The organism is Escherichia sp. KTE31 (genome assembly GCF_000407925.1).
GTDB classification, from domain to species: domain Bacteria; phylum Pseudomonadota; class Gammaproteobacteria; order Enterobacterales; family Enterobacteriaceae; genus Escherichia; species Escherichia ruysiae.
Window position 1 is genome coordinate 1070025 of the sequence record NZ_KE136723.1, and the last position, 21867, is coordinate 1091891.

The window sequence follows — 21867 nt, forward strand, 5'->3', positions numbered from 1 at the left end:
AAGCTAAAAAGATTATTTCGCGTTGTAATTGCGCAGCGCATTACGCCCCAGCACAATCCCCGCGCCAACCATACCGCCCAGCAGCACAGCCAGAATCAGTGTGATGGCCTTTTTCGGGCTATCGCGACGAATTGGCAGTGTGGGTTTCATAACGTAACGGTAGGCATTTATATCAAGATCATCAACCTTCAGGCTTTCGATATCCAAAAGGTTTTGACGAGTCTGGTAGTAGCCAGGAGAGAAAACCAGCGGACGGGTCGCTTCATGCTTGATCATCGATTCCAGTGCATCACTCCCCAGAAGGAACAACGTATCCTGCGTTACGTCTTCGGTCTGTTGAATCTGTGGCTTTGCCAACTGCGCCTGATTCGCATATTGCAACGCTTCCTGAATCTGGCGGATACGCAGATCTTTTTGCTCCTGTGCCACCACTTCTTGCGTTTTCAAAGAGTCTTTCAGGTTTTTCATACCCAAAGCAATATTATCTTTCAGGTCCTTTTCCAGCTCTTTATTCACCTGGTCATCAACCTGTTGAATATATTCAGCCAGCTTCTTCTGTGCGTCCGCCGCAGTTTGCCCGACATAAGAAACAGCTAACGGTAACGGCTGGTTTTTAACAGAAGGCTCAATGGTCAGTTTTTCTGGTTCTTCCTGATTATCCAGCGTTTCAGCTAATGCAGAGAAGGCAGAACTGAAGCGACCAATTAACGCCTCCTGTAAATCCGACACTTTCGGTGCTGCCTGACCATAGATAACATTCATGGCATTGTTATAGCCAGCAATTTGCCCCACATCTGGCTGAGTAACAATGGCTGTCGACGTCCATTTCTCTTTCGCGACCGCCAGATATCCGATAGCCAGAGCGATTGCCACAATAACAGTGATGAAGATTGTCACCTTCCCACGCCACAACTGCATCAGTAAATCAATTAAATCAATCTGTTCCGGGTCATGGTTATGCCCAGGAATATTATTATTTTCAACTCTCATCATTACCCTAACAGACGGAAAATTTCAGGTCGCCATAGTTTAGCGATAATCTGTATGAATGCCATAGGAGTAACAATAAAAATACTGAATTACTCCACGAGCATTAAATGACGTGTGTACAGAAAACCATCATGGCAACAATAGGTTAGTCACTACCGAAAAGATCACGGGTATAGACCTTATTTGCTACATCCTTAAGCTCTTCAGACATACGATTAGAAATGATGACATCAGCCTGTTGCTTAAACGTTGTGAGGTCACGTTCCAGTCGCGAGTTGAAGAACGATTCTTCCTTCATCACTGGTTCATAAATGATAACTTCAACACCCTTAGCTTTGATCCGTTTCATAATCCCCTGAATGGACGAAGCGCGGAAGTTATCCGAACCACTCTTCATTATCAGACGATATATTCCAACTACTTTAGGTTTGCGCGACAAGATAGCATCGGCGATGAAGTCTTTCCGGGTACGATTAGCCTCAACGATGGCAGAGATAATATTATTGGGAACAGACTGATAGTTTGCCAACAGCTGCTTAGTATCTTTCGGTAGACAGTAGCCACCGTAACCAAATGATGGATTGTTGTAGTGGTTGCCGATGCGTGGATCAAGACAAACGCCTTCAATAATTTGACGGGTGTTCAATCCTAAACTTTCTGCATAGCTATCCAGTTCATTAAAGTACGCCACACGCATCGCGAGATAGGTATTAGCAAAAAGTTTAATTGCTTCAGCTTCTGTTGAATCAGTAAACAGGGTTGGAATATTTTGTTTGATTGCCCCTTCCTGTAATAACGCGGCAAAACGCTCTGCACGTTCAGAACGTTCGCCGATCACGATACGAGAAGGATGAAGATTATCGTAAAGGGCTTTACCTTCGCGAAGGAATTCGGGGGAGAAAATAATATTTTCGGTGTGGTATTTCTTATGCATAGCGGCGGTAAAACCTACCGGAACCGTGGATTTGATAACCATTACCGCCTGGGGATTTATCTCTGTTACATCTTTAATTACTGATTCTACGCTGGATGTATTGAAATAATTAGTTTTAGGATCATAGTCAGTCGGAGTTGCGATAATCACATAATCTGTATTCCGGTAAGCTTCATTTTTATCTAAAGTGGCATTAAAGCATATTTTATCTGATTGCAAATACTGCTGAATCTCTTTGTCAACAATAGGAGATATCCTATCATTCAGCATTGCGACTCGTGACGGTAAAATATCTAATGCGACAACTTCATGATTTTGTGCGATTAAAAGCCCATTTGAAAGGCCTACATAGCCGGTACCGGAAATGGTGATTTTCATTTCATGCTCTCAGAATTAACTTAACTATGAATCATGATGTTTTTAGCATCCTGATAAGAGTTAAAAGTTTTAACGCTACGGTGATGAGTGGTCAACGCAACGAAAAACAATTCAGATTTTCTTTATAAGAATAGCTAATATTTATTAAGTTAATATTAAGCAATGAAATTTAGTCTATAAGATTTATGGCAAAAAAAGCCCAGCGATAAATGCCGGGCCTTAGTTTATTACTGATTAAATCAGATTAATCCAACCATTCGGTGTGGAATACACCTTCTTTATCAATGCGTTTATAAGTATGCGCACCGAAATAGTCACGCTGTGCCTGGATCAGATTCGCAGGCAATACTGCGGCACGGTAGCTGTCGTAATAGGCAACCGCAGCGGCGAAGGTCGGAACCGGGATACCGTTCTGTACCGCATAGGCTACTACATCACGCAATGCCTGCTGGTAGTCGTCGGCAATTTGTTTGAAGTACGGAGCCAGCAGCAGGTTAGCGATCTTCGGATTTTCAGCGTAAGCATCAGTGATTTTCTGCAGGAACTGAGCGCGGATGATACAGCCAGCACGGAAGATCTTCGCGATTTCACCATAGTTCAGATCCCAGTTGTACTCTTCAGATGCGGCACGTAGCTGTGAGAAGCCCTGAGCGTAAGAAACAATCTTACCCAGATAAAGCGCACGACGAACTTTCTCAATGAATTCAGCTTTGTCGCCTGCAGGTTGTGCTTGCGGACCGGACAGTACTTTAGACGCCGCAACACGCTGCTCTTTGAGAGAAGAGATGTAACGTGCAAACACTGATTCAGTGATCAGTGACAGAGGCTCACCGAGATCCAGCGCACTCTGGCTGGTCCACTTACCAGTACCTTTGTTAGCTGCCTCATCCAGAATCACATCGACCAGGTAGTTACCGTCTTCATCTTTTTTGGTGAAGATATCTTTAGTGATGTCGATCAGATAGCTGCTCAGCTCACCGTTATTCCACTCGGTGAAAGTCTGTGCCAGTTCTTCGTTGGAAAGGTTCAGCCCACCTTTCAGCAGAGAATAGGCTTCCGCGATCAGCTGCATATCGCCGTATTCAATACCGTTGTGAACCATTTTTACGTAGTGACCTGCACCGTCGGCACCAATATAGGTAACACACGGTTCACCATCTTCAGCTACGGCAGCAATTTTGGTGAGGATTGGCGCAACCAGTTCATAGGCTTCTTTCTGACCACCAGGCATGATGGAAGGCCCTTTCAGCGCGCCCTCTTCACCACCGGAAACACCAGTACCGATGAAATTAAAACCTTCTGCGGAAAGCTCACGGTTGCGACGAATGGTGTCCTGGAAGAAAGTATTACCACCATCAATGATGATGTCGCCTTTATCGAGGTATGGTTTCAGGGAATCAATAGCAGCATCCGTGCCTGCACCTGCTTTCACCATTAACAGGATGCGACGAGGCGTTTCAAGAGATTCAACAAACTCTTTCACCGTATAGTAAGGAACCAGTTTTTTGCCTGGATTTTCAGCAATAACTTCTTCCGTCTTTTCACGGGAACGGTTGAAAATAGAGACGGTATAACCACGGCTTTCGATGTTGAGCGCAAGGTTGCGCCCCATCACAGCCATACCGACGACGCCAATCTGTTGCTTTGACATTGTTTACTCCTGTCAGGGGTGGTCACCGCGGGGTTGCGGCTTATTTAAGATAAAGAATAGCTTAATTTATATCTTATTTTACAGTCATATTTTTCATAACTAGGGCATCGATTGTTTCTTACCCAATTATCTACTTATCCACTGATATTATAAAAACGTTCAGCAAATTTTATTAATTCACTATCACTATTATTTGGTATTAGTTCAACATGATTTTCTTTGCTTGTAATGAAATAGTCACTACCAATAGCAGAAAGATGTGAAAATGGCGATGTGCATTCCTTATCAAAAAGAGAACATCCCAAAAAATAGTTCATTGAATACTGAATCCCTAACATGTGCAATATTGTTGGCGCAAAGCTTAATGAATTTTTACCGTCTGCATCCAAAATTTCAGGAGTGATATCTCCTCCAATAACCAGAAATGGTATTTCGCCTACAAAGTAACGAGAATCGCTATTAAATGCTTTTTTATATTCTGTCGAAGGAAATGTTGAATGATCTGACGTTATTATTAATAATGTGTTATTATAAAATGAACTACGCCGAAAGAAGTCAACAAATTTCCCTAAGTGAAAATCATAGTTATAGAATTTATTGTAGAGCGGGTTCTTACCATCAAAATATTTTTCATTTGGACTATCTTGACCATGATGAGTACCAGATGGATAGACACCAATAAAGAAGTGTTCTTTTTTATTTTCCTGAGAACGTAAAAAATATTGCAGTGCATTAAATGTTTGCTTATCCGTCATTCTGTCTCGTTGATAACCAATAAAATCACCCATACCAAGAACTTTATCAAAATTAAGTGTTTTCAACATTGTGTTGAGTGGGTTGTTTTTTTCGGTGGATGCTATAAAATAACTTCTATAACCATACTCTTTCAATATATCCGGTAAAGAGGTTTGACGGTGAAGATAAATATTATCAATTTCTGAGTTAGATAATTGTCCAATACCTGTACCAGTATCAGTAAAACCATCCCGAAATTGATAACCAGAAGTTAACTGACCTCTTAACCCTCGAAAGGTTGCAGCTGTATGGTTATAATAGTTTTTAAAGCTTAGTGCTTCAGTAGATAACTTATTTAAATTAGGCGTAACTGAAAATGCTCCAGGTTTGGAGCTGCCCATAATTTCAGATGAAAACCCCTCAGTAAATATTACAATAACATTACGGCCTTTGAAACTGTAGTTATTTCCTATAGGGTTAATAAAAACACTTGTCTTTAAAAAAGATTTTCCTGCATCTCCGATCTTATTACTAGGCTTAAAGGTTTGCTGTAAATAGAACAATTTTGCCGTTTCATAAAAAGCATATACTGGCCCCGCACTTATAAAAGAACATACAAGCAATAACCCTATACAGAGAATATTAGATTTATAATATTTAATACGCTCGATTAGAGCACCTGAAGGCATCGTAATGAATGAAACTATAACAAATAAAATAAAAACAAAAAAAACTTTAATTACCTCGCCAATGCCCAAGGATTCAATTTCTGCAGCATTCGACAAAGCAAGAGGCATCAAATATTGTCCTGAACTAAATAGCGACGCTGCCTGCACACCTAAAATGGAGAGATAAATCCCCCACAAAGCATTGCTTACAAACTTTCTCTTTATTAGAAAGATTGCCACGCTTGTAAGTGTGTATTCAATAGTAAATAAAAAAACACAATCCGCCCTTCCAGAGTAAAGTAAAACGCCAAAAAAAATACAGAAAGGTAAAATTATTCTAATAATACTCATAAAGTTCATATTGGGTTAAACCATTTTATTTGAAATTTTTAATGTTATTTATTCAGCATTGTATCACCAGAGCAAGATTACGAAAGCCGGCTCCCCGCAAAGACTGACGCGAGGTAGTCTCTGTTCATAGCTGCTTTTCTCATCTTACGTCTTAACCCAGCCTTGAATACTTTATCTGTCGTCAAAATATTAATGGCGATATGCCTTATCCCTGAAAATAATTCTGCTGCATTTCCCCTTCTTATTTTGCAGTCGTCTTCATTCATTACCACGTCCAGACGCCAGTGCAGCTTATTCTCTACGTGCCAGTGATTTCGAACCGCTGTCGCAAACTTCTCTGCTGTTAAATCAGCAGAACTGATATAATATCTGACCGTCATTTCTGGCTCATTCTTTTGCTCTGCTATTATTGACCGAAAGGAGACTACACGCATCATTTTGCAGTCCTTTCCATTCAAACGTGAAATCAATAAGTTCATCAGGGACATCGCAAACAATATGCAGACGGATTTTCTCTCTGCCTTGACTCTTTTCACTAATTGCGTAGCTGTCATGCTTTGGATTATTTAATTCTTTCTGAGGGAATTTTCCTCAAAGGATTTATTAAGCCGCCCCTTATTTTCTTTTAAAGCGAATAAATAATCACCTTCCTGTTGTTATACTTCTCTGCAATATCTTTCTGACAACCCATCGCATCAGTTGTGATAATTTTTCCTTTAATATCCATCATGTTAAGACGATTCAGGAATCGCTGTAATCTCATTGAATTTCTCATCCGTCTTGATCTGGATGAGAACCAGACTGTGCATTGTCTAGAACGCACTAATAACCTGAATCACTCCCCTGCAACGACTTTTATCATAACAGTACCGCAGTGTTTTTCCATCAATAACAATGATGTCTATGTCATCTGAAGAATGACATGCACACATCCTGTTAATAAAACATTCATGAAATTTTGCAGGACTGATACAGGATAAAGATCCGGAAGGGTATCGTGAACAGGAATACCATTTTCAAAATCACCATATTGCTTCAAAATATCGAGGTGAGTCTCACCGAAATCCGCCATATATTCCCATCCTTCAGCCACGGAAATGACGAAAAAAATAGTCAGCACCAGGATACCTGATAATTCATGTTCTACTTTACAGACTTGTCTATAATCAAGAATAATAGAAATATGTTCCATCAGTTTTTCAAGTTCCATTTTATTCTCCTTATTTATATAAGGAGTACTTGATCATATATAAGCAGTGATAAATAGTTTTTGCTACTGAGCAATATCACAATTACTGAACATAAAATGCTAATTGTTTAGTGCAAAAAAAATTATTTCTGATTATTTTTCCTGTATATAAATGCAGTTGGAATATGTATTTTAAAATGCATTTATAAATTTAGAGATTGCCTCCTGCTCATTATAACAATGAATAATTACAGCAATATTAAAAGAGCGATAAAAAAGCCCCTTATATAAACTATTTAGCTCCAGAGGTGAGGTTGTTACTAATTTTGACATTTTCTATAGAAAATATCCATAAAACTACAACTCCTATAATAAAAATCCCCATGGGTGTAAAAAGAAATGGATTAGTTATAGAAACGGTAATACTGAAAAAAAGTATTAACGACATCATTAAGGATGTTTTTGTAGTATTTAAAAAATAACCTTTCACAAAGATAAGCAACATAGGAATTATTGATGTAAATACACCAATAACACCTGTTTTCTGAAGAATCTCAAGAGGTACTATTTCTATCCTTAATCGATCTAATATAAATGAACCAAATCCTCCTCCAAACAAGAACGCCGCTAAATCAACATTTTTATAATAAAAATATAAATCATTAAATCTAACAGAGTCAGAATCTTCACTGCGTGATCCGACCATGTAAAGCATTATTATAAATAGAACGCACCCCAATATTATTATAATCGTATTTAAATATAGTTTATGTAATTTAAAACTGGCCAATAGCAGTGATAATGTCGTAAAAAGTAATACACCTCTTGATTCCGTCAATAATATCGCTAGCACTATTATGAGACATTTTAAATATTTTTTGTCAACAAAACTGATAATCGCACCGACACCAAAAAAGTAGAAGGATTTGGAAAAAAAAGCCCCATCGGGACGAAAAAAAAACTCGCTAGTCAATGATAAGTGTTTATAAATTAAATTAAAATTTAACAAGCCCAAATTCAGCAAAATTATGTATGAAATGTATAACAGTGCTCCATATAATGCAAATACATTAACTGTTTTAATGAAAATTTCACATAAAAACACTTTTAAAGTATATCTTAGTGTAAATAAATATATAAGTGACAGCATAAAAAGGTATGGTTGCACGTCAAATAGTATATCATTTACTTTATTACCAGTTAATAAGCCAACAAAGAAACCATATAGTGGGAATAAAAGCAACCATATAAAAAGACTAACACATTTTTGGTTAATTGAAAAATTCAATGTAACTAAATTTAAAGTTAAGAGTATAAAACTACATACAAATAATAAATATCGCAAAGGGAATATCCCCAATGGTTCCAGTAATCTTCCACCACCACCAACAATCAGTTCAACACATAAAAATGTTATAAAAATTTTATTTATATTATTCATATTCGTAAGGTGATATTTTTTAAAAAATATTTAAAATCAACATTAATAAAATATAAATTTTATCAGCCTTTTTCCGCCTTAACTTCCAAAAACTTAAAGCCAAGATCAAATTGCCTATATAACCTTTATCCAATTGATTTTTCACAAAGCTATCATCAGCTAATATACTAGCTATTTTAGTTACTTCTTTTCGATACCACTTGTTTCTTACCAAACCAAGTCGCTTGTATTTTGCTTTAAAATTAATATTTGCTCCCACTTGGTTGTTTTCATGTTGTCTGTACAACATTGTTGGTTTTTTATCAATATACCACGAATAATTTCTCGTCCGAGCAAATGAATATAAAAACCAATCATGCAGACAGATATCTTGTGCAGCATTTTTATTATTTATTATGAAATTCTTAAATTCAATCAGTGTTTCTTTTTTTATAACATATGTACACCCTGGACCTGCTGCTTCAAAAAAATAATCGAATTGAGTTTGCGACTGAGCTTTATCAACTAAATTTTTTTTCCCTGATGGATAGTATGCAATTACATTGCTGGAATAACAATCCGCATTATTTAATGCCAAGCAGTCAATTGCATTTTCTATTTTGCCTTTATACCAAATATCATCCTGATCACTAAAACAGATATAATCATAATTTTCAAAATCGACATCTTTAATTAATCTATAAAAATTCTTACCTGCCCCCCCAAACTTATCGGCGCTAGGAAGTATATTTATAATTGACGGATATAATGCTTTAAATTCTTCACAAATGTTTAATGTATTATCAGTTGATAAATCATCTGATATAAATATTGAGAGGTCTACACCCTTTTGTCCTATAATACTTTTTAATTGCTCCTCAATCCAGCATTCGCCATTATACGTAGCCATGAGTACAGCAACTCTTTTTTGATCATAACTATGCATTGTAACGACCGCCCCCAGTAATTCCTTTTATTCCATCAAGCGTAGCCAAAATATGTTTTTTCATATATTCAATTTTATTTTTTTGAGTTGCAATAATTAAAGTCGTATGAATTAAAGAAAAAACAACTTCCCTAATAGAGAGTAAAAGAGGCACATGATTTTTTCTAAGCAAAAGAAATGCATTTCTTACTCGATAATAACGACGTACTGGCGAGTGAATTGGTATGTTAATCCCACAGATTTTTACTGACTTATCCCCAATAGCATGAACCATTTCTATATCAGGAATGATATGAACTAATAGGCCATAGTTTAAGCATCTAAGACACCATTCTGTATCGACATAATCAATAAAAAGTTCCTCATCCATCATTCCAACAATCTCAAAAACTTCTTTTGAAACCATGGTTCCGGATGAGATTGTTACTGAACTTTTAAACGGTGCCTGTCCTTCAGTGACATGAATTTTCTCTCGAAGACCATTTTTTTTGATATTACAAATAGGATAATAATGTGACTTATCTCTATCAATAAAAACTGGGCCAGCTATTTTTGCATTTTCATTATCCATATAGCAGGAAAGTTTTTTGATAAACTCATTGCGAATACGGCTATCTTGATCAAAAAAAATTATCTTCTCTGCCCCTTTTTCAAGAGAATATCGAATCCCAATATTTTGTGCTTTTGCTATACCTTCATTCCTACCAAGACAAATTAAATGAACTTTTTCGATGTCTGCTAATTTATCTTTCAAGGTGAAATTAGTACTATTATCGACTACTACAACGTAACAATTTTGCTCCTTTAGTTCAGTGATCAATGCATTCAGATTTTTAAGTTCGGGATTATATGTCACAATGACAGCGTAAATATTACTATTCATTATCCAAGTGACTCAGTAATTGGTTGATTTTAGTCTTCATATACAGAACACATTCTAGTATAAAGCCATTGTAATAACAGAGCATCTAAAATTACACGTATGCTCCAGGATATTGCGGCACCTAGCAACCCATATTTTTCGACCATAAAATACAAAAGGGCTAAATAAGGAACCAATTCAGCACAATGAATCAAAGCAGTAATTTTGGATTTTCCTAATGCCTGGATTGCAGAGAACGGTATCATTGCCAACGCATTGAAGAAAAAACCGATCAATAATACATTTAATATATTAAAGGAATTAATTTGGTAATCTTCACCAAACCATATTTTCAATACAAGCCCTGAATACAACAAGCCTATGATTATCACCGGCAAACAGATTAGAAACATTAAAAGCAATGATTTATTTACATTACGTTTAAATTCTTTAAAGTCTTTGATGTTACTTAACCTTGGAAACACTGCTCTCCCGATTGCTGCAGGTATTATTCCTAATTTTAGAATAACCTCTGCTGGTGCAGAATAAAATGCAACTTTATCTGCCCCCATAATATTTGACACTATAAATCGATCAAAATACACCATGACCGGACTTATGATATTACTTACTGTCATCCAACCGCCAAAGAAAAAGAGTCGTTTAAAGGTTTTATAACAAAAATGAACCCCCGAAATTTTAATATCATTCCTGACATAATAGGCAGAGACTAAAATCGAAATAACTCTTGCAAATATTAAACCAGCAACCGCTGCCGACAATGTAGCACTATAAAAAACAAATATGGCCGGAATTCCCGCGATGCAAGAACTTGATATAGATTTTTGAATATTTACAATGCCAAATTTTTCATCCCCCTCAAGAATGGCTGACCATAATTGATTTAGAATAAATAATGGAATGCAAATAGCCAACAGTTTAAATGCTAGTTGTATATCACTATGTTCAACACCAGAAATTTTTAGATAATTAACTATTCCATCAGAGAAAATCAATAATAAAAAAGCACCAAAACATGAAAATAGCACCAAAAAAGATGTGCTTGTTGAAATTACCTTGGTTCTTTCATGATGATTATCACGATGAATTGCAATTTCTCTAATAACAGAGCGAGTCAGGCCTACATCAAAAATTCCAGCATACCCAACAAGTGCAATTGCAATTGTATAAACCCCGAAACCTTCAGGCCCCAAACCTCGAGCAAGAAATCCTAGCGAGGGGATAGCAATTAAAGTTGGTATTGCATAGCCAAAAAGGTTCCAGACACTATTTTTTATTATGCTCATTATTACATTTCTTTATCATATAAAATAATCAGCATCTACAAATTTTTGACCATTAATATCTTTATCAGAAAGCAATGGATTTTGAACCGGCCATTCTATATTTATACTTTTGTCGCTCCATAAAATCCCACGTTCTTGCATTTTTGAATAGAAATTATTTGTTTTGTAGACAAATTCTGCTTCATCACTAAGAACGCAAAACCCATGAGCGAATCCTTCCGGTATCCATAATTGACGCTTATTCTCCGCCGACAAATTTACACCAACCCACTTGCCAAATGTTGGTGATGATTTCCGAATATCAACCGCAACATCAAAAACTTCACCGACAACACAGCGTACCAGTTTTCCTTGTGCATAGGGTTCTAACTGGTAATGAAGCCCACGTAATACGCCTTTACTGGATTTAGAATGGTTATCCTGAACAAATTCAACCTTCCGTCCCACCACTTCTTCGAAAACTTTCTGATTGAAGCTTTCCATAAAAAAGCCCCGCTCATCACCAAATACTTTTGGTTCAAAAATTAGCACATCAGGAATTTCAGTTTCAATTACGTTCATTTTATTAATAACCCTTAATCATTTTTAGCAGATACTGACCATAAGCATTTTTCTTTAGCGGCTCGGCCAATATCTTCACCTGCTCTGCATCAATAAATCCTTTACGATAAGCAATCTCTTCCGGGCAAGAAACTTTCAACCCTTGACGCTCTTCAATTGTTGCAATGAAGTTACTTGCTTCAATAAGGCTTTGATGAGTTCCTGTATCCAGCCATGCATAACCACGCCCCATCATAGCGACAGACAAACGTCCTTGTTCCATATAAATACGGTTAATATCGGTAATTTCCAGTTCACCACGCGCAGAAGGCTTAAGGTTTTTCGCCATTTCCACAACATCATTGTCATAGAAATAAAGCCCAGTAACCGCATAGTTACTTTTTGGTTCCAGAGGTTTTTCTTCCAGACTAATTGCCGTACCGTTATTATCAAACTCCACGACACCATAACGTTCAGGATCATTAACGTGATAAGCAAATACCGTTGCACCGCTTTCTTTGTTAACAGCCGCTTCCATTAATTTCGGCAAGTCGTGTCCATAGAAGATATTATCGCCAAGCACGAGTGCACAATCATCACCGCCAATAAAGTCTTCACCAATGATAAACGCTTGCGCCAGGCCATCCGGGCTCGGTTGTACTTTATACTGTAAATTAAGCCCCCACTGGCTCCCGTCCCCCAACAATTGTTGGAAACGCGGCGTATCCTGTGGCGTACTGATAATAAGAATATCGCGAATACCCGCCAACATAAGCGTTGAAAGCGGATAATAAATCATCGGCTTATCATAAATCGGCAGCAGTTGCTTACTTACTGCCATCGTCACAGGATAAAGACGAGTACCAGACCCACCCGCCAAAATAATACCTTTACGCGTTTTCATTTCACCATTCCTTTTAATTCATCCCGCTCTGGCATCATGAGCGAGATGCAAAAATTTGTTAAATTGCCGTAGTCGTAAATAATTCGTTGAGCATACGTTTCACGCCCACCTGCCAGTCAGGTAAGACAAGCGCAAAGTTCTGCTGAAACTTTTCTGTATTGAGACGAGAGTTATGGGGACGACGGGCTGGTGTGGGATAGGCCGTTGTTGGCACGGCGTTGAGTTTGTTAAGAGCAAGGTTGATCCCCGCTTTGCGCGCTTCTTCAAATACCAGAGCGGCATAATCGTGCCAGGTTGTTGTGCCACCAGCAACCAGATGGTACAAACCAGCAACTTCGGGTTTGTTTACTGCCACGCGAATGGCATGAGCGGTGCAATCAGCCAGCAATTCAGCACCTGTTGGTGCGCCAAATTGATCGTTTATTACAGCCAACTCTTCGCGTTCTTTTGCCAGACGCAACATCGTTTTGGCAAAGTTATTTCCTTTACCAGCGTATACCCAGCTGGTACGGAAAATAAGATGCTTTGCGCAATGTTCTTGTAACGCTTTTTCCCCAGCTAGCTTGGTTTCACCGTAGACATTTAGCGGTGCTGTTGCATCCGTTTCCAGCCATGGCGTGTCACCGCTGCCTGGGAAAACATAATCAGTGGAGTAGTGTATAACCCAGGCTCCGACTTCATTAGCTGCTTTTGCAATCGCTTCGACGCTTGTCGCGTTAAGTAATTGTGCGAAATCCGGTTCTGATTCCGCTTTGTCTACTGCAGTGTGAGCAGCCGCATTAACAATAACATCAGGGCGAATTTTTTTGACAGTTTCAGCCACACCTTCGGGGTTGCTGAAATCGCCACAATAATCAGTGGAGTGAACATCAAGAGCAATCAGATTACCTAGCGGTGCCAGAGCACGTTGCAGTTCCCAACCCACCTGCCCTGTTTTGCCGAAAAGCAGGATATTCATTACTGACGGCCCTCATAGTTTTGTTCAATCCACGACTGATAAGCACCGCTTTTCACATTCTCAACCCAATTTGTATTAGCCAGATACCATTCCACCGTTTTACGAATACCGCTCTCAAACGTTTCTTGCGGTTTCCAGCCCAATTCGCGGCTAATCTTATCGGCATCAATTGCATAACGGCGATCATGCCCTGGGCGATCGGCAACATAAGTAATTTGCTCACGATAAGATTTCTCTTTCGGTACAATCTCATCCAACAAATCACAAATAGTGAACACTACGTCGATGTTTTTCTTTTCGTTGTGTCCACCAATGTTATATGTTTCGCCCGCTTTACCTTCGGTTACGACGGTATATAACGCACGAGCATGATCCTCTACATACAACCAGTCGCGAATTTGATCCCCTTTGCCATAAATAGGTAATGGCTTATCTTCCAGAGCATTCAGAATAACCAATGGAATAAGTTTTTCCGGGAAGTGATAAGGACCATAATTGTTAGAGCAATTAGTCACAATGGTCGGTAAACCATAAGTCCGCTTCCATGCACGTACCAAATGATCGCTGGAAGCTTTAGAAGCAGAATATGGGCTACTTGGCGCGTAAGCTGTCGTTTCCGTAAATAGCGGTAACGCTTCGTTATTATTTACTTCATCCGGATGGGGTAAATCGCCATACACTTCATCAGTAGAAATATGATGAAAGCGGAAACCTTTTTTCTTTTCATCATTCAGAGCAGACCAGTAATTGCGCGCCGCTTCTAATAGAACATAAGTACCCACAATATTGGTTTCAATAAATGCCGCAGGGCCAGTTATTGAACGGTCAACATGGCTCTCTGCCGCCAGGTGCATCACCGCGTCTGGCTGGTGCTGTGCGAAAATACGCGCCATAGCTACGGCATCGCAGATATCTGCATGCTCAAATGAATAACGTTCAGAATCAGAAACTTCAGCGAGTGATTCCAGGTTTCCGGCGTAAGTCAATTTATCGACATTAACAACACTGTCCTGCGTATTATTTATAATGTGACGAACTACAGCAGAGCCAATAAACCCTGCGCCACCAGTTACAAGTATCTTCACTTTTTTATTCCATATAGCTATAGAGCATGCTGTGAAATAGACTGCTCCAGAATTGATTAATAGAGGCATTAATGCACGCTACCGCCCCTGGCTTAACAGCTACCAGAGCACTGCGTGCATGACTACGATGTGACGAGCGTTACTCACTCGCGCAAAATCCGAAAAATTCAAACGCTAATTGTCTTACCAAACAGCCGTAGAAACAAGGAAAATCCTGGAAAAATTTGAATAATATGAAGCAAGTAACTCCTTGTTTTTATACGCTTTATAAAAAAACAACGGCAGGAAAATTCAATGCGCAAAACTTATGCTATGAATCTTCACTGCCGTTTTTAATTTCTTACTGACCGACACTTCCTGTTAGATTTTCGTTATTCGCTTAACAACTTCTCAATGCCTTTGCGGAACTTTGCCCCTTCTTTCAGGTTGCGCAGCCCATATTTTACAAACGCCTGCATATAGCCCATTTTCTTACCACAGTCGTAACTGTCACCAGTCATCAGCATTGCGTCAACGGACTGTTTTTTCGCCAGTTCAGCAATGGCATCTGTGAGCTGAATTCGCCCCCATGCACCAGGCTGAGTGCGCTCCAGTTCAGGCCAAATATCGGCAGAAAGCACATAACGACCTACGGCCATAATGTCTGAATCCAGCGTCTGCGGCTGATCCGGTTTTTCGATAAATTCAACAATGCGGCTGACTTTACCTTCGCGATCCAGCGGCTCTTTAGTCTGGATGACGGAGTATTCAGAGAGGTCTCCCGGCATACGTTTTGCCAATACCTGACTGCGGCCAGTTTCATTGAAGCGCGCAATCATTGCTGCAAGGTTGTAACGCAACGGATCGGCGCTGGCATCATCAATAACGACATCGGGCAGCACGACGACAAATGGATTATCACCAATAGCCGGTCGGGCACACAAAATAGAGTGGCCTAAACCTAATGGTTCACCCTGACGCACGTTCATAATGGTCACGCCCGGCGGGCAGATGGACTGTACTTCTGCCAGCAGCTGTCGCTTCACGCGCAGCTCAAGGAGAGATTCTAATTCATAAGAGGTGTCGAAGTGGTTTTCGACCGCGTTTTTGGACGCATGAGTTACCAGGAGGATTTCTTTGATTCCTGCAGCCACAATCTCGTCAACAATGTACTGAATCATTGGCTTATCGACGATGGGTAGCATCTCTTTAGGAATCGCCTTAGTTGCAGGCAACATATGCATCCCAAGACCCGCTACAGGAATAACTGCTTTTAAATTCGTCATTATTTCATCCACCTGTAAAATGGTTGCTGAATTATAGCTTGTTCGATTTTTTTCGCCAGCATCAATTACCCTGAATTGATTACTGATTTCCTTCCGATGTTACGCCGCTTTGTCCAGGATTGCAGTAGCGTTATTCTTAAGTATGGTGCCATTTTTCCAGGAATGGTCGCAAATCTATCGTTCCCGTTTCGGTAGCCTGAAGTTTATCTTTTCCACATTAACGATATGGTGATTAATCCTGTCGATATCGACCGAGCTTTGTCCTTTTTCATTCACCGCATGAACATTTACCAGTGACAGTAGCGTCTCGTTCTTTGCCATAAATGTCCCACGGACATCCTTACGCAAGTCGAAGTTCATGGTCAATGCCGGGCCAATCGAAGATTCTTGCATCACATTGATATTACGCATAAAAAGGTGCTGCGGCTTGTTGTGTAGCTCCAGAGAAGCACGTTTCATCGCAATATTGGTCAGCGCAACAAAGGAGATAGCATTCCCTGCGGAGATTTGGATTCCACGCAATTTCCAGGCAAGGTCAGTATTATCAAGATGAATATTATTCAGTCTGAAGTTTTGCGGTATGGAGAGATACTTGCCTTTAATGACACCGTAGCCGATTAACATCCCGGCACTATTAACCATTTCTATATTGTCAATAACAAAGTTATCACATCCATATATCGCTACAGTGGCGTTATCAATACCGGCTTTCTTGCTGAAATCAGGCGTAATATTACGCGCTTTGATATTACGGATAATGAAATGTTTGCCATTTTCAACATGGATCAGCTGTCGACAATCCGATCCTGTAATATTCGCCACGACAAAGTTTTTCACCGCCTGGTCTTCCGGATAGTTATTATCGTAGGTACTTCCCGCAAGGCCTATGCCGATGCCCCAGTTGATTTTGCCATTAGTACAGTTAATGCGCTCTATTACGTGGTCGGAAATTAAAATATCGCGGTCGTTGATTGCCACGTTCCATTCGATGGCGTCGCCCTGTAAGTCACTGAACTTACAATTGGTGATGTTGGCACCGATAATCTGGTTATGAAATCCCTGGCGTAAGATGGCGTAATTAGCATGGCTCACGGTCAGGTTATCGATGGTCAGGTTGCGCATGATCCGTTTGTTTTTGCCGCCGATATAAATCTGCGTTACCGGACCAAAGCCGCTCATCGCCAGCCCTTTGATGGTGCAGTCAGAGCCACGCACATCCAGGGGGATGTTATGCATACTGCCGCCCTTCCCCCCTGTCACCTGGCTGCCGTCCTGTAAGACAAATCGCCCTCTGCCGTTGCCGCGCAAACTACCGAGGATGTGTAACGTTTTGCCGGGAGGGATGAAGATGCCGGTGTTAATGTTGTCGCAAACAAATCCGGCGGGCACGACGACCGTTTGCCCTTCGCTAAAGGCTTGTTTAAATGAGGCGATCCAGTCGTGCGGATTGTAGTCGTTGATGTTAACGCTTTGTCGGGCGGGAAGTGCACGGGCGAAAGGGGTATGGAGGAAAGCAAGCGCGGAGCTTGCCGTCAGGAAGGTGCGTCGGGAGATTGTTTTAAATGACATGCGTTCTCCTCTATAAAGCTTGCAGCAAGCTGGCGAGTTCTCGGTTAATCACCTGCTGGTTAAAATCGTGTTCGACTTTTTCGCGCGCACGTTTGACGACCGGAGCCAGTTCGTCTGTATCCAGTTGGCTAAACGCCGCCAGCCGTTGCGCCAGTGCATAGGCGTCATTTTCCGGCACCAGCCAGCCAGATTTATCTGCCTCCACCAGTTCTGGTATTCCGCTATGCAAAGTGGAAACGACCGGAATGCCGACCGCCATCGCTTCCATCAACGCCACAGGTATCCCTTCCATATCGCCATCCGCGCCCGTTACCGATGGCAACAGGAAGACATCCGCGTCGTCGAGCATCGCTTTCACTTCATGGCTCGGTTTAAAGCCCGGCATCTCTACCACATCTTCCAGTTGATACTGTTCGATGAGCGTGCGTAAGCGCCGCTCCCACGGGCCAATGCCGAGGATGCGATAGCGAAATGCCACGCCCTGCTCTTTGAGCTGACGGCAAGATTCGATCGCCACATGCAGACCCTTTTTCTCAGTTAAACGTGCAACGGAAATAATCTCCAGCGGTGTTCCAGGCGCTTTAACCGGACGAGGGCTAAAGCGCGTCATGTCCACGCCCATGCGCGATACAGCGATTTTTTCCGTCGGGCAGCCCATCTTTTGTAATCTCCCCGCCCATAGATCGCTTATTGGCAACATCAGGTCGCCACGGCGAAACAGTTGTTGATATTCGGGAGTGTAATGATTGAGCACTTCCCGACTGGAGATATCAATGCCGTGGAAGATTGTGGCGATTTTGCCGCGAATCACCCCCAGTTCACGCAATTTTGCAGCGGTTACTCCTGCTGGACCAAAATGAGCGATGAACACATCGGCACGAAACGGTGTTGCGACCTGGCCGCAAATGGCAGACAAAATCAGGTTCCGCGATTCGGCACCATAGAGTTTGAGGTTGAGCGCCTGCCAGGTATTTTTACGATGAATGCCGCGTAAGGTCTGGCTTGCGCGGTGACGCAGCTTCGCCACTTTGCCCCGTGGTTCGTCCTGTAACCAGCGAGTTCTGGCAGCAAGGTTGTACTTCGTCCATGCCGCATGGGTGTTTTGTGTGTCGCCTTTTTGCAGCGCGACAATCTCCACCTCAAATCCCATATCAATAAACGCAGTGATTTGATTGAGGACGAAGGTTTCTGACGACAGCGGAAATTTCAGTAAAAAGAAGCCGACCTTCATTTCGCCTCCCCGATGCGCTCAAGCACAGCCTGCACCATCCGCATTCCCGTCTGACGTTCGCGACTGACAGCTTCGCTAAGTCGTGCATTCAGCGCCGGAAGCTGGCCTAAGGTATCCGCAACCATCGCTTGCAGGCTGCCGTCTAATAAATGACGGATATCAATTGCCATCTCCGACAGCCCCAGTTGTTGCATAATCCCGGCGGATTTATGTTCGTAGTTGATGGCAATTGCCGGAGTGGCAAAGTTCATGGAGATAATGGCGGAGTGCAGCCGCGTACCAACGGTAAGTTCACAGGCACCAAGAATTTTGCCCATTTCCAGATCGTTAAGTTCATCCATCACCACGTGGTAACGGGCAGGATCGCTGATGTGCTGGCGCAGGTTGAGCGCCACCATGCGGTCATCTTTGTTATAGCTGTCGATGCCCGTACAAGTGGAGAGCGCAATCACCTGATAGCCTTCGTCGAGAATGCGATTGACCACCCCGGCAAAAGCTTTTTCATACGCTTGTTGAGTGGTGCCAAGGCGTTTGTCGAACGGTGCCAGTTCGCGCAGAGTAATTGCCACGGTTTTGCGTTGTGCGGCAACATTCAGCCAGTGTTGAACGGCATAGCTGGCGGTGAAATCTTCGGTGTGATGATCGACCAGCCAGGCGGTATCGACGCCATGTTCGATTTTTGCGGTGGTGATATTGCTGCGTTTCATCAGATCAAGGCTGACCGATTCGCGCAGGATCAGCGCGTCGCAGTGACCGAAAACGTAGTTCGCCAGTTGGTTGAATTGCTCATCCTGGAACGGGCCAACGCTGTGACCAATCATAAACAGCGGCTTTTTCGCCATAAACGTACAAAGTGCGTGTTCAAACTGCGGCACACCGTAGAGATCGACAAAAAACGATCCGCCGACCTGGATAATGGCATCGTAACCTGACAGCAGGCGCACGAAGTCGGTGAATCCCTGGGCGATGGCGATATTGCGCAGCTTGCCAGTGTCGGTGACGCGTGAGAGCAGTACCTGGTGTTGATAGCGGCGACGGAGAACTTTTTTAACGCGCCCGACAACGCCCGCCGCGCTGTTGTGTTGTTTCATTTGCAGGAACAGCGGATCGCCCATCACCGGACGATTAAGCAACCAGGAAGAACTAACTGGATAGCGACTCATCACGTCCACTTCGGCGTTTGGATTGAGGATGTTGATGGCATCAAGTAAGCCGCGCAGGATGGCACTGTCGCCGCGATTGCCACAAGTATGGTTGCCAAGAATAAGTAATTTCATTTTTTCCTCATAAATTTGATGCCAGGTGAGGTTGTATTTGTTGTTTTCATTGCTGTTTTTTGCCTGATGCGACGCTGACGCGTCTTATCAGACCTACAAAACCCGAGCCGGAACCGAAAACAACACTTCACCCTGCCCGTAGAAGCATTTTCATTTTTTCGCTGCGACAAAACTGGCGTTTCACTTCCACCACCAGCGGATGGCGCGACAGCACAATCATCACCACAAACGCCAGCGCGCCTGCGGTAATTTGCACCGCCAGCAGCATCCCCAACGCCAGTTGCCCTTTCAGCAGCACGCCCAGCGCATAACTAACCACCAGCGTCGGCAGCGAGAGATAAAACGGTAGCCACAAGCTCAGGATGTACTGACGATAACTGGAACCGAGCACCGGTTTAATCATCACGAAGTAGCTCAGAATGGTGTTGATAATCTGCACCAGCAGGAAGCCGAGCGTGACGCCGATCGCGCCCGCCATCTGCCCGCCGATAACAATCGCCGGAATAAACAGAAATGTTTTGAATACGTTGAATTTAAAGCTGATATCGACCCGCGCTTTCGCCATCAGCAGCGAACCAATCGGGTTACCCACGGAGCGCAGTAGCCCCACCACACACAGCAATTGCAGCACCGGAATAATGCTGTTCCACTTCTCACCAAAGACCAGTGGTACAAAGTTATTCGACACCACCATCAGCCCCAGCAGCGCCGGAAAGTTGATAATTCCCACTACCGAAAGCAGTTTGTAGAAGTTAATACGCAGCTTTTCGGTGTCGTCCTGAATTTTGGCAAACGCCGGAAACAGCACGCGGGTGATGATCGGGTTCAGCTTCATCGGCGGCACAACGGCCACGTTATAGGCCAAGTTGTAGCCCCCCGCCACGCCCGCGCCAAGAATACGCGCCAGCACCAGCGTTGAAAGGTTGGTGTTGAGATAATTAATGATGCTGTCCGCCGTCAGCCAGGCACCAAAGCGTAAGTTCGGTGCCACCGACGCCAGCGAGAAATGCAGACCGGGGCGATAAATTTTACGGCCAAAGTAGCCAAACAGCAGCGTTCTCACCGCACTATTGACCAGATAACCGAGGATCGCGGTCATCGCCAGTGGCCAGAAATGGGCGCTAACCACCGTAAAAGCAAAACCCGCCAGCACCGCGCTGGTTTCGATCATGCCGATTTTGTTGAACTCCAGCTCCTTTTGCATCAACGCGCGGAACTGCTGCCCGTGGGGGATCACCACAAACGCCAGCGACAATGTTTTAATCAACGGTGCCAGATCTGGGTTATTCAGCACGTCACCGATGACATCACTCAACAAAAACACTGCCACGCACACTACAATCCCCAGCCCGACGTTCAGCCAGTACAGCGTGGTAAGTTCAAGGTGGCTGATTTCTTTTCGCTGAATAATCGAGTTAGCGATACCGAAGTCAGAAAGCGTATCTGCCAGCGCGATGATCACCAGCGACACGGTAAGCAGGCCGAACTGGTGGTTGTCGATAATCCGCGCCAGCACGGTCATCTGCACCAGCCCGAGGCCAATGATGATCACCGTGGCAATCGCCGACCACTTCGCGCCGCTGATGGTTTTTTCACGTAAGCTCATA

At 42.3% G+C, this 21867-nt stretch carries 17 protein-coding genes and 1 pseudogene; all 18 read right to left on the minus strand.

The window, feature by feature from the left end:
* Positions 1–12: 12 nt before the first annotated feature.
* The 18 genes and pseudogenes from wzzB to wzxC all read right to left on the minus strand — a co-directional run bounded on the left by wzzB (position 13) and on the right by wzxC (position 21866).
* A complete protein-coding gene (gene wzzB, locus WES_RS08225; protein ID WP_016158499.1) occupies positions 13–990 on the minus strand; it encodes an LPS O-antigen chain length determinant protein WzzB in 978 nt (325 codons plus the stop codon).
* Positions 991–1135: 145 nt separating this feature from the next.
* Positions 1136–2302, minus strand: coding sequence for a UDP-glucose 6-dehydrogenase (ugd, locus tag WES_RS08220; RefSeq protein WP_000704899.1), 1167 nt, complete (start codon positions 2300–2302; stop codon positions 1136–1138).
* Between the two features lie 244 nt (positions 2303–2546).
* A complete protein-coding gene (gene gndA, locus WES_RS08215) occupies positions 2547–3953 on the minus strand; it encodes an NADP-dependent phosphogluconate dehydrogenase (protein ID WP_000043468.1) in 1407 nt (468 codons plus the stop codon).
* A 134-nt stretch (positions 3954–4087) separates the two neighbouring features.
* Positions 4088–5707: an LTA synthase family protein gene (locus WES_RS08210; protein WP_258286480.1), complete on the minus strand. Its 1620-nt coding sequence runs from the start codon at positions 5705–5707 to the stop codon at positions 4088–4090.
* 77 nt (positions 5708–5784) lie between these two features.
* Positions 5785–6917, minus strand: a pseudogene (locus WES_RS23705) (ISAs1 family transposase).
* 271 nt (positions 6918–7188) lie between these two features.
* Positions 7189–8337, minus strand: a complete 1149-nt coding sequence (locus WES_RS08200; RefSeq protein ID WP_016158504.1) for an O-antigen polymerase — start codon at positions 8335–8337, stop codon at positions 7189–7191.
* A 19-nt stretch (positions 8338–8356) separates the two neighbouring features.
* The gene (gene rfbG, locus WES_RS08195; protein WP_064732603.1) at positions 8357–9262 is read right to left on the minus strand and encodes a dTDP-rhamnosyl transferase RfbG; all 906 of its coding nucleotides are present in this window, start codon (positions 9260–9262) and stop codon (positions 8357–8359) included.
* The gene (locus WES_RS08190) at positions 9255–10145 is read right to left on the minus strand and encodes a rhamnosyltransferase (RefSeq protein ID WP_016158506.1); all 891 of its coding nucleotides are present in this window, start codon (positions 10143–10145) and stop codon (positions 9255–9257) included. Before WES_RS08190 ends, rfbG begins: the two co-directional genes overlap by 8 nt.
* 29 nt (positions 10146–10174) lie before the next feature.
* On the minus strand, positions 10175–11431 hold the full coding sequence (wzx, locus tag WES_RS08185) for an O13/O129/O135 family O-antigen flippase (RefSeq protein ID WP_016158507.1): 1257 nt from the start codon (positions 11429–11431) through the stop codon (positions 10175–10177).
* A gap of 15 nt (positions 11432–11446) precedes the next feature.
* A complete protein-coding gene (gene rfbC / locus WES_RS08180) occupies positions 11447–11992 on the minus strand; it encodes a dTDP-4-dehydrorhamnose 3,5-epimerase (RefSeq protein WP_016158508.1) in 546 nt (181 codons plus the stop codon).
* 4 nt (positions 11993–11996) lie between these two features.
* Positions 11997–12875 carry a glucose-1-phosphate thymidylyltransferase RfbA gene (gene rfbA, locus WES_RS08175; RefSeq protein ID WP_016158509.1) on the minus strand — a complete coding sequence of 293 codons (879 nt, stop codon included), beginning with the start codon at positions 12873–12875 and terminating at the stop codon, positions 11997–11999.
* Between the two features lie 58 nt (positions 12876–12933).
* The gene (rfbD, locus tag WES_RS08170; RefSeq protein ID WP_001023613.1) at positions 12934–13833 is read right to left on the minus strand and encodes a dTDP-4-dehydrorhamnose reductase; all 900 of its coding nucleotides are present in this window, start codon (positions 13831–13833) and stop codon (positions 12934–12936) included.
* Positions 13833–14918: a dTDP-glucose 4,6-dehydratase gene (gene rfbB, locus WES_RS08165; protein WP_016158510.1), complete on the minus strand. Its 1086-nt coding sequence runs from the start codon at positions 14916–14918 to the stop codon at positions 13833–13835. Before rfbB ends, rfbD begins: the two co-directional genes overlap by 1 nt.
* A gap of 371 nt (positions 14919–15289) precedes the next feature.
* Positions 15290–16183 carry a UTP--glucose-1-phosphate uridylyltransferase GalF gene (gene galF, locus WES_RS08160; protein WP_000183032.1) on the minus strand — a complete coding sequence of 298 codons (894 nt, stop codon included), beginning with the start codon at positions 16181–16183 and terminating at the stop codon, positions 15290–15292.
* Between the two features lie 174 nt (positions 16184–16357).
* Complete coding sequence (gene wcaM / locus WES_RS08155; protein WP_016158511.1) at positions 16358–17752, minus strand: colanic acid biosynthesis protein WcaM; 1395 nt, start codon at positions 17750–17752, stop codon at positions 16358–16360.
* Positions 17753–17762: 10 nt separating this feature from the next.
* Entirely contained in the window at positions 17763–18983 is a 1221-nt protein-coding gene (wcaL, locus tag WES_RS08150; protein WP_016158512.1) for a colanic acid biosynthesis glycosyltransferase WcaL, read from the minus strand.
* Positions 18980–20260 carry a colanic acid biosynthesis pyruvyl transferase WcaK gene (gene wcaK, locus WES_RS08145; protein WP_016158513.1) on the minus strand — a complete coding sequence of 427 codons (1281 nt, stop codon included), beginning with the start codon at positions 20258–20260 and terminating at the stop codon, positions 18980–18982. Before wcaK ends, wcaL begins: the two co-directional genes overlap by 4 nt.
* 127 nt (positions 20261–20387) lie before the next feature.
* Positions 20388–21866, minus strand: a complete 1479-nt coding sequence (gene wzxC / locus WES_RS08140; RefSeq protein WP_016158514.1) for a colanic acid undecaprenyl disphosphate flippase WzxC — start codon at positions 21864–21866, stop codon at positions 20388–20390.
* Between the last annotated feature and the right edge of the window lies 1 nt (position 21867).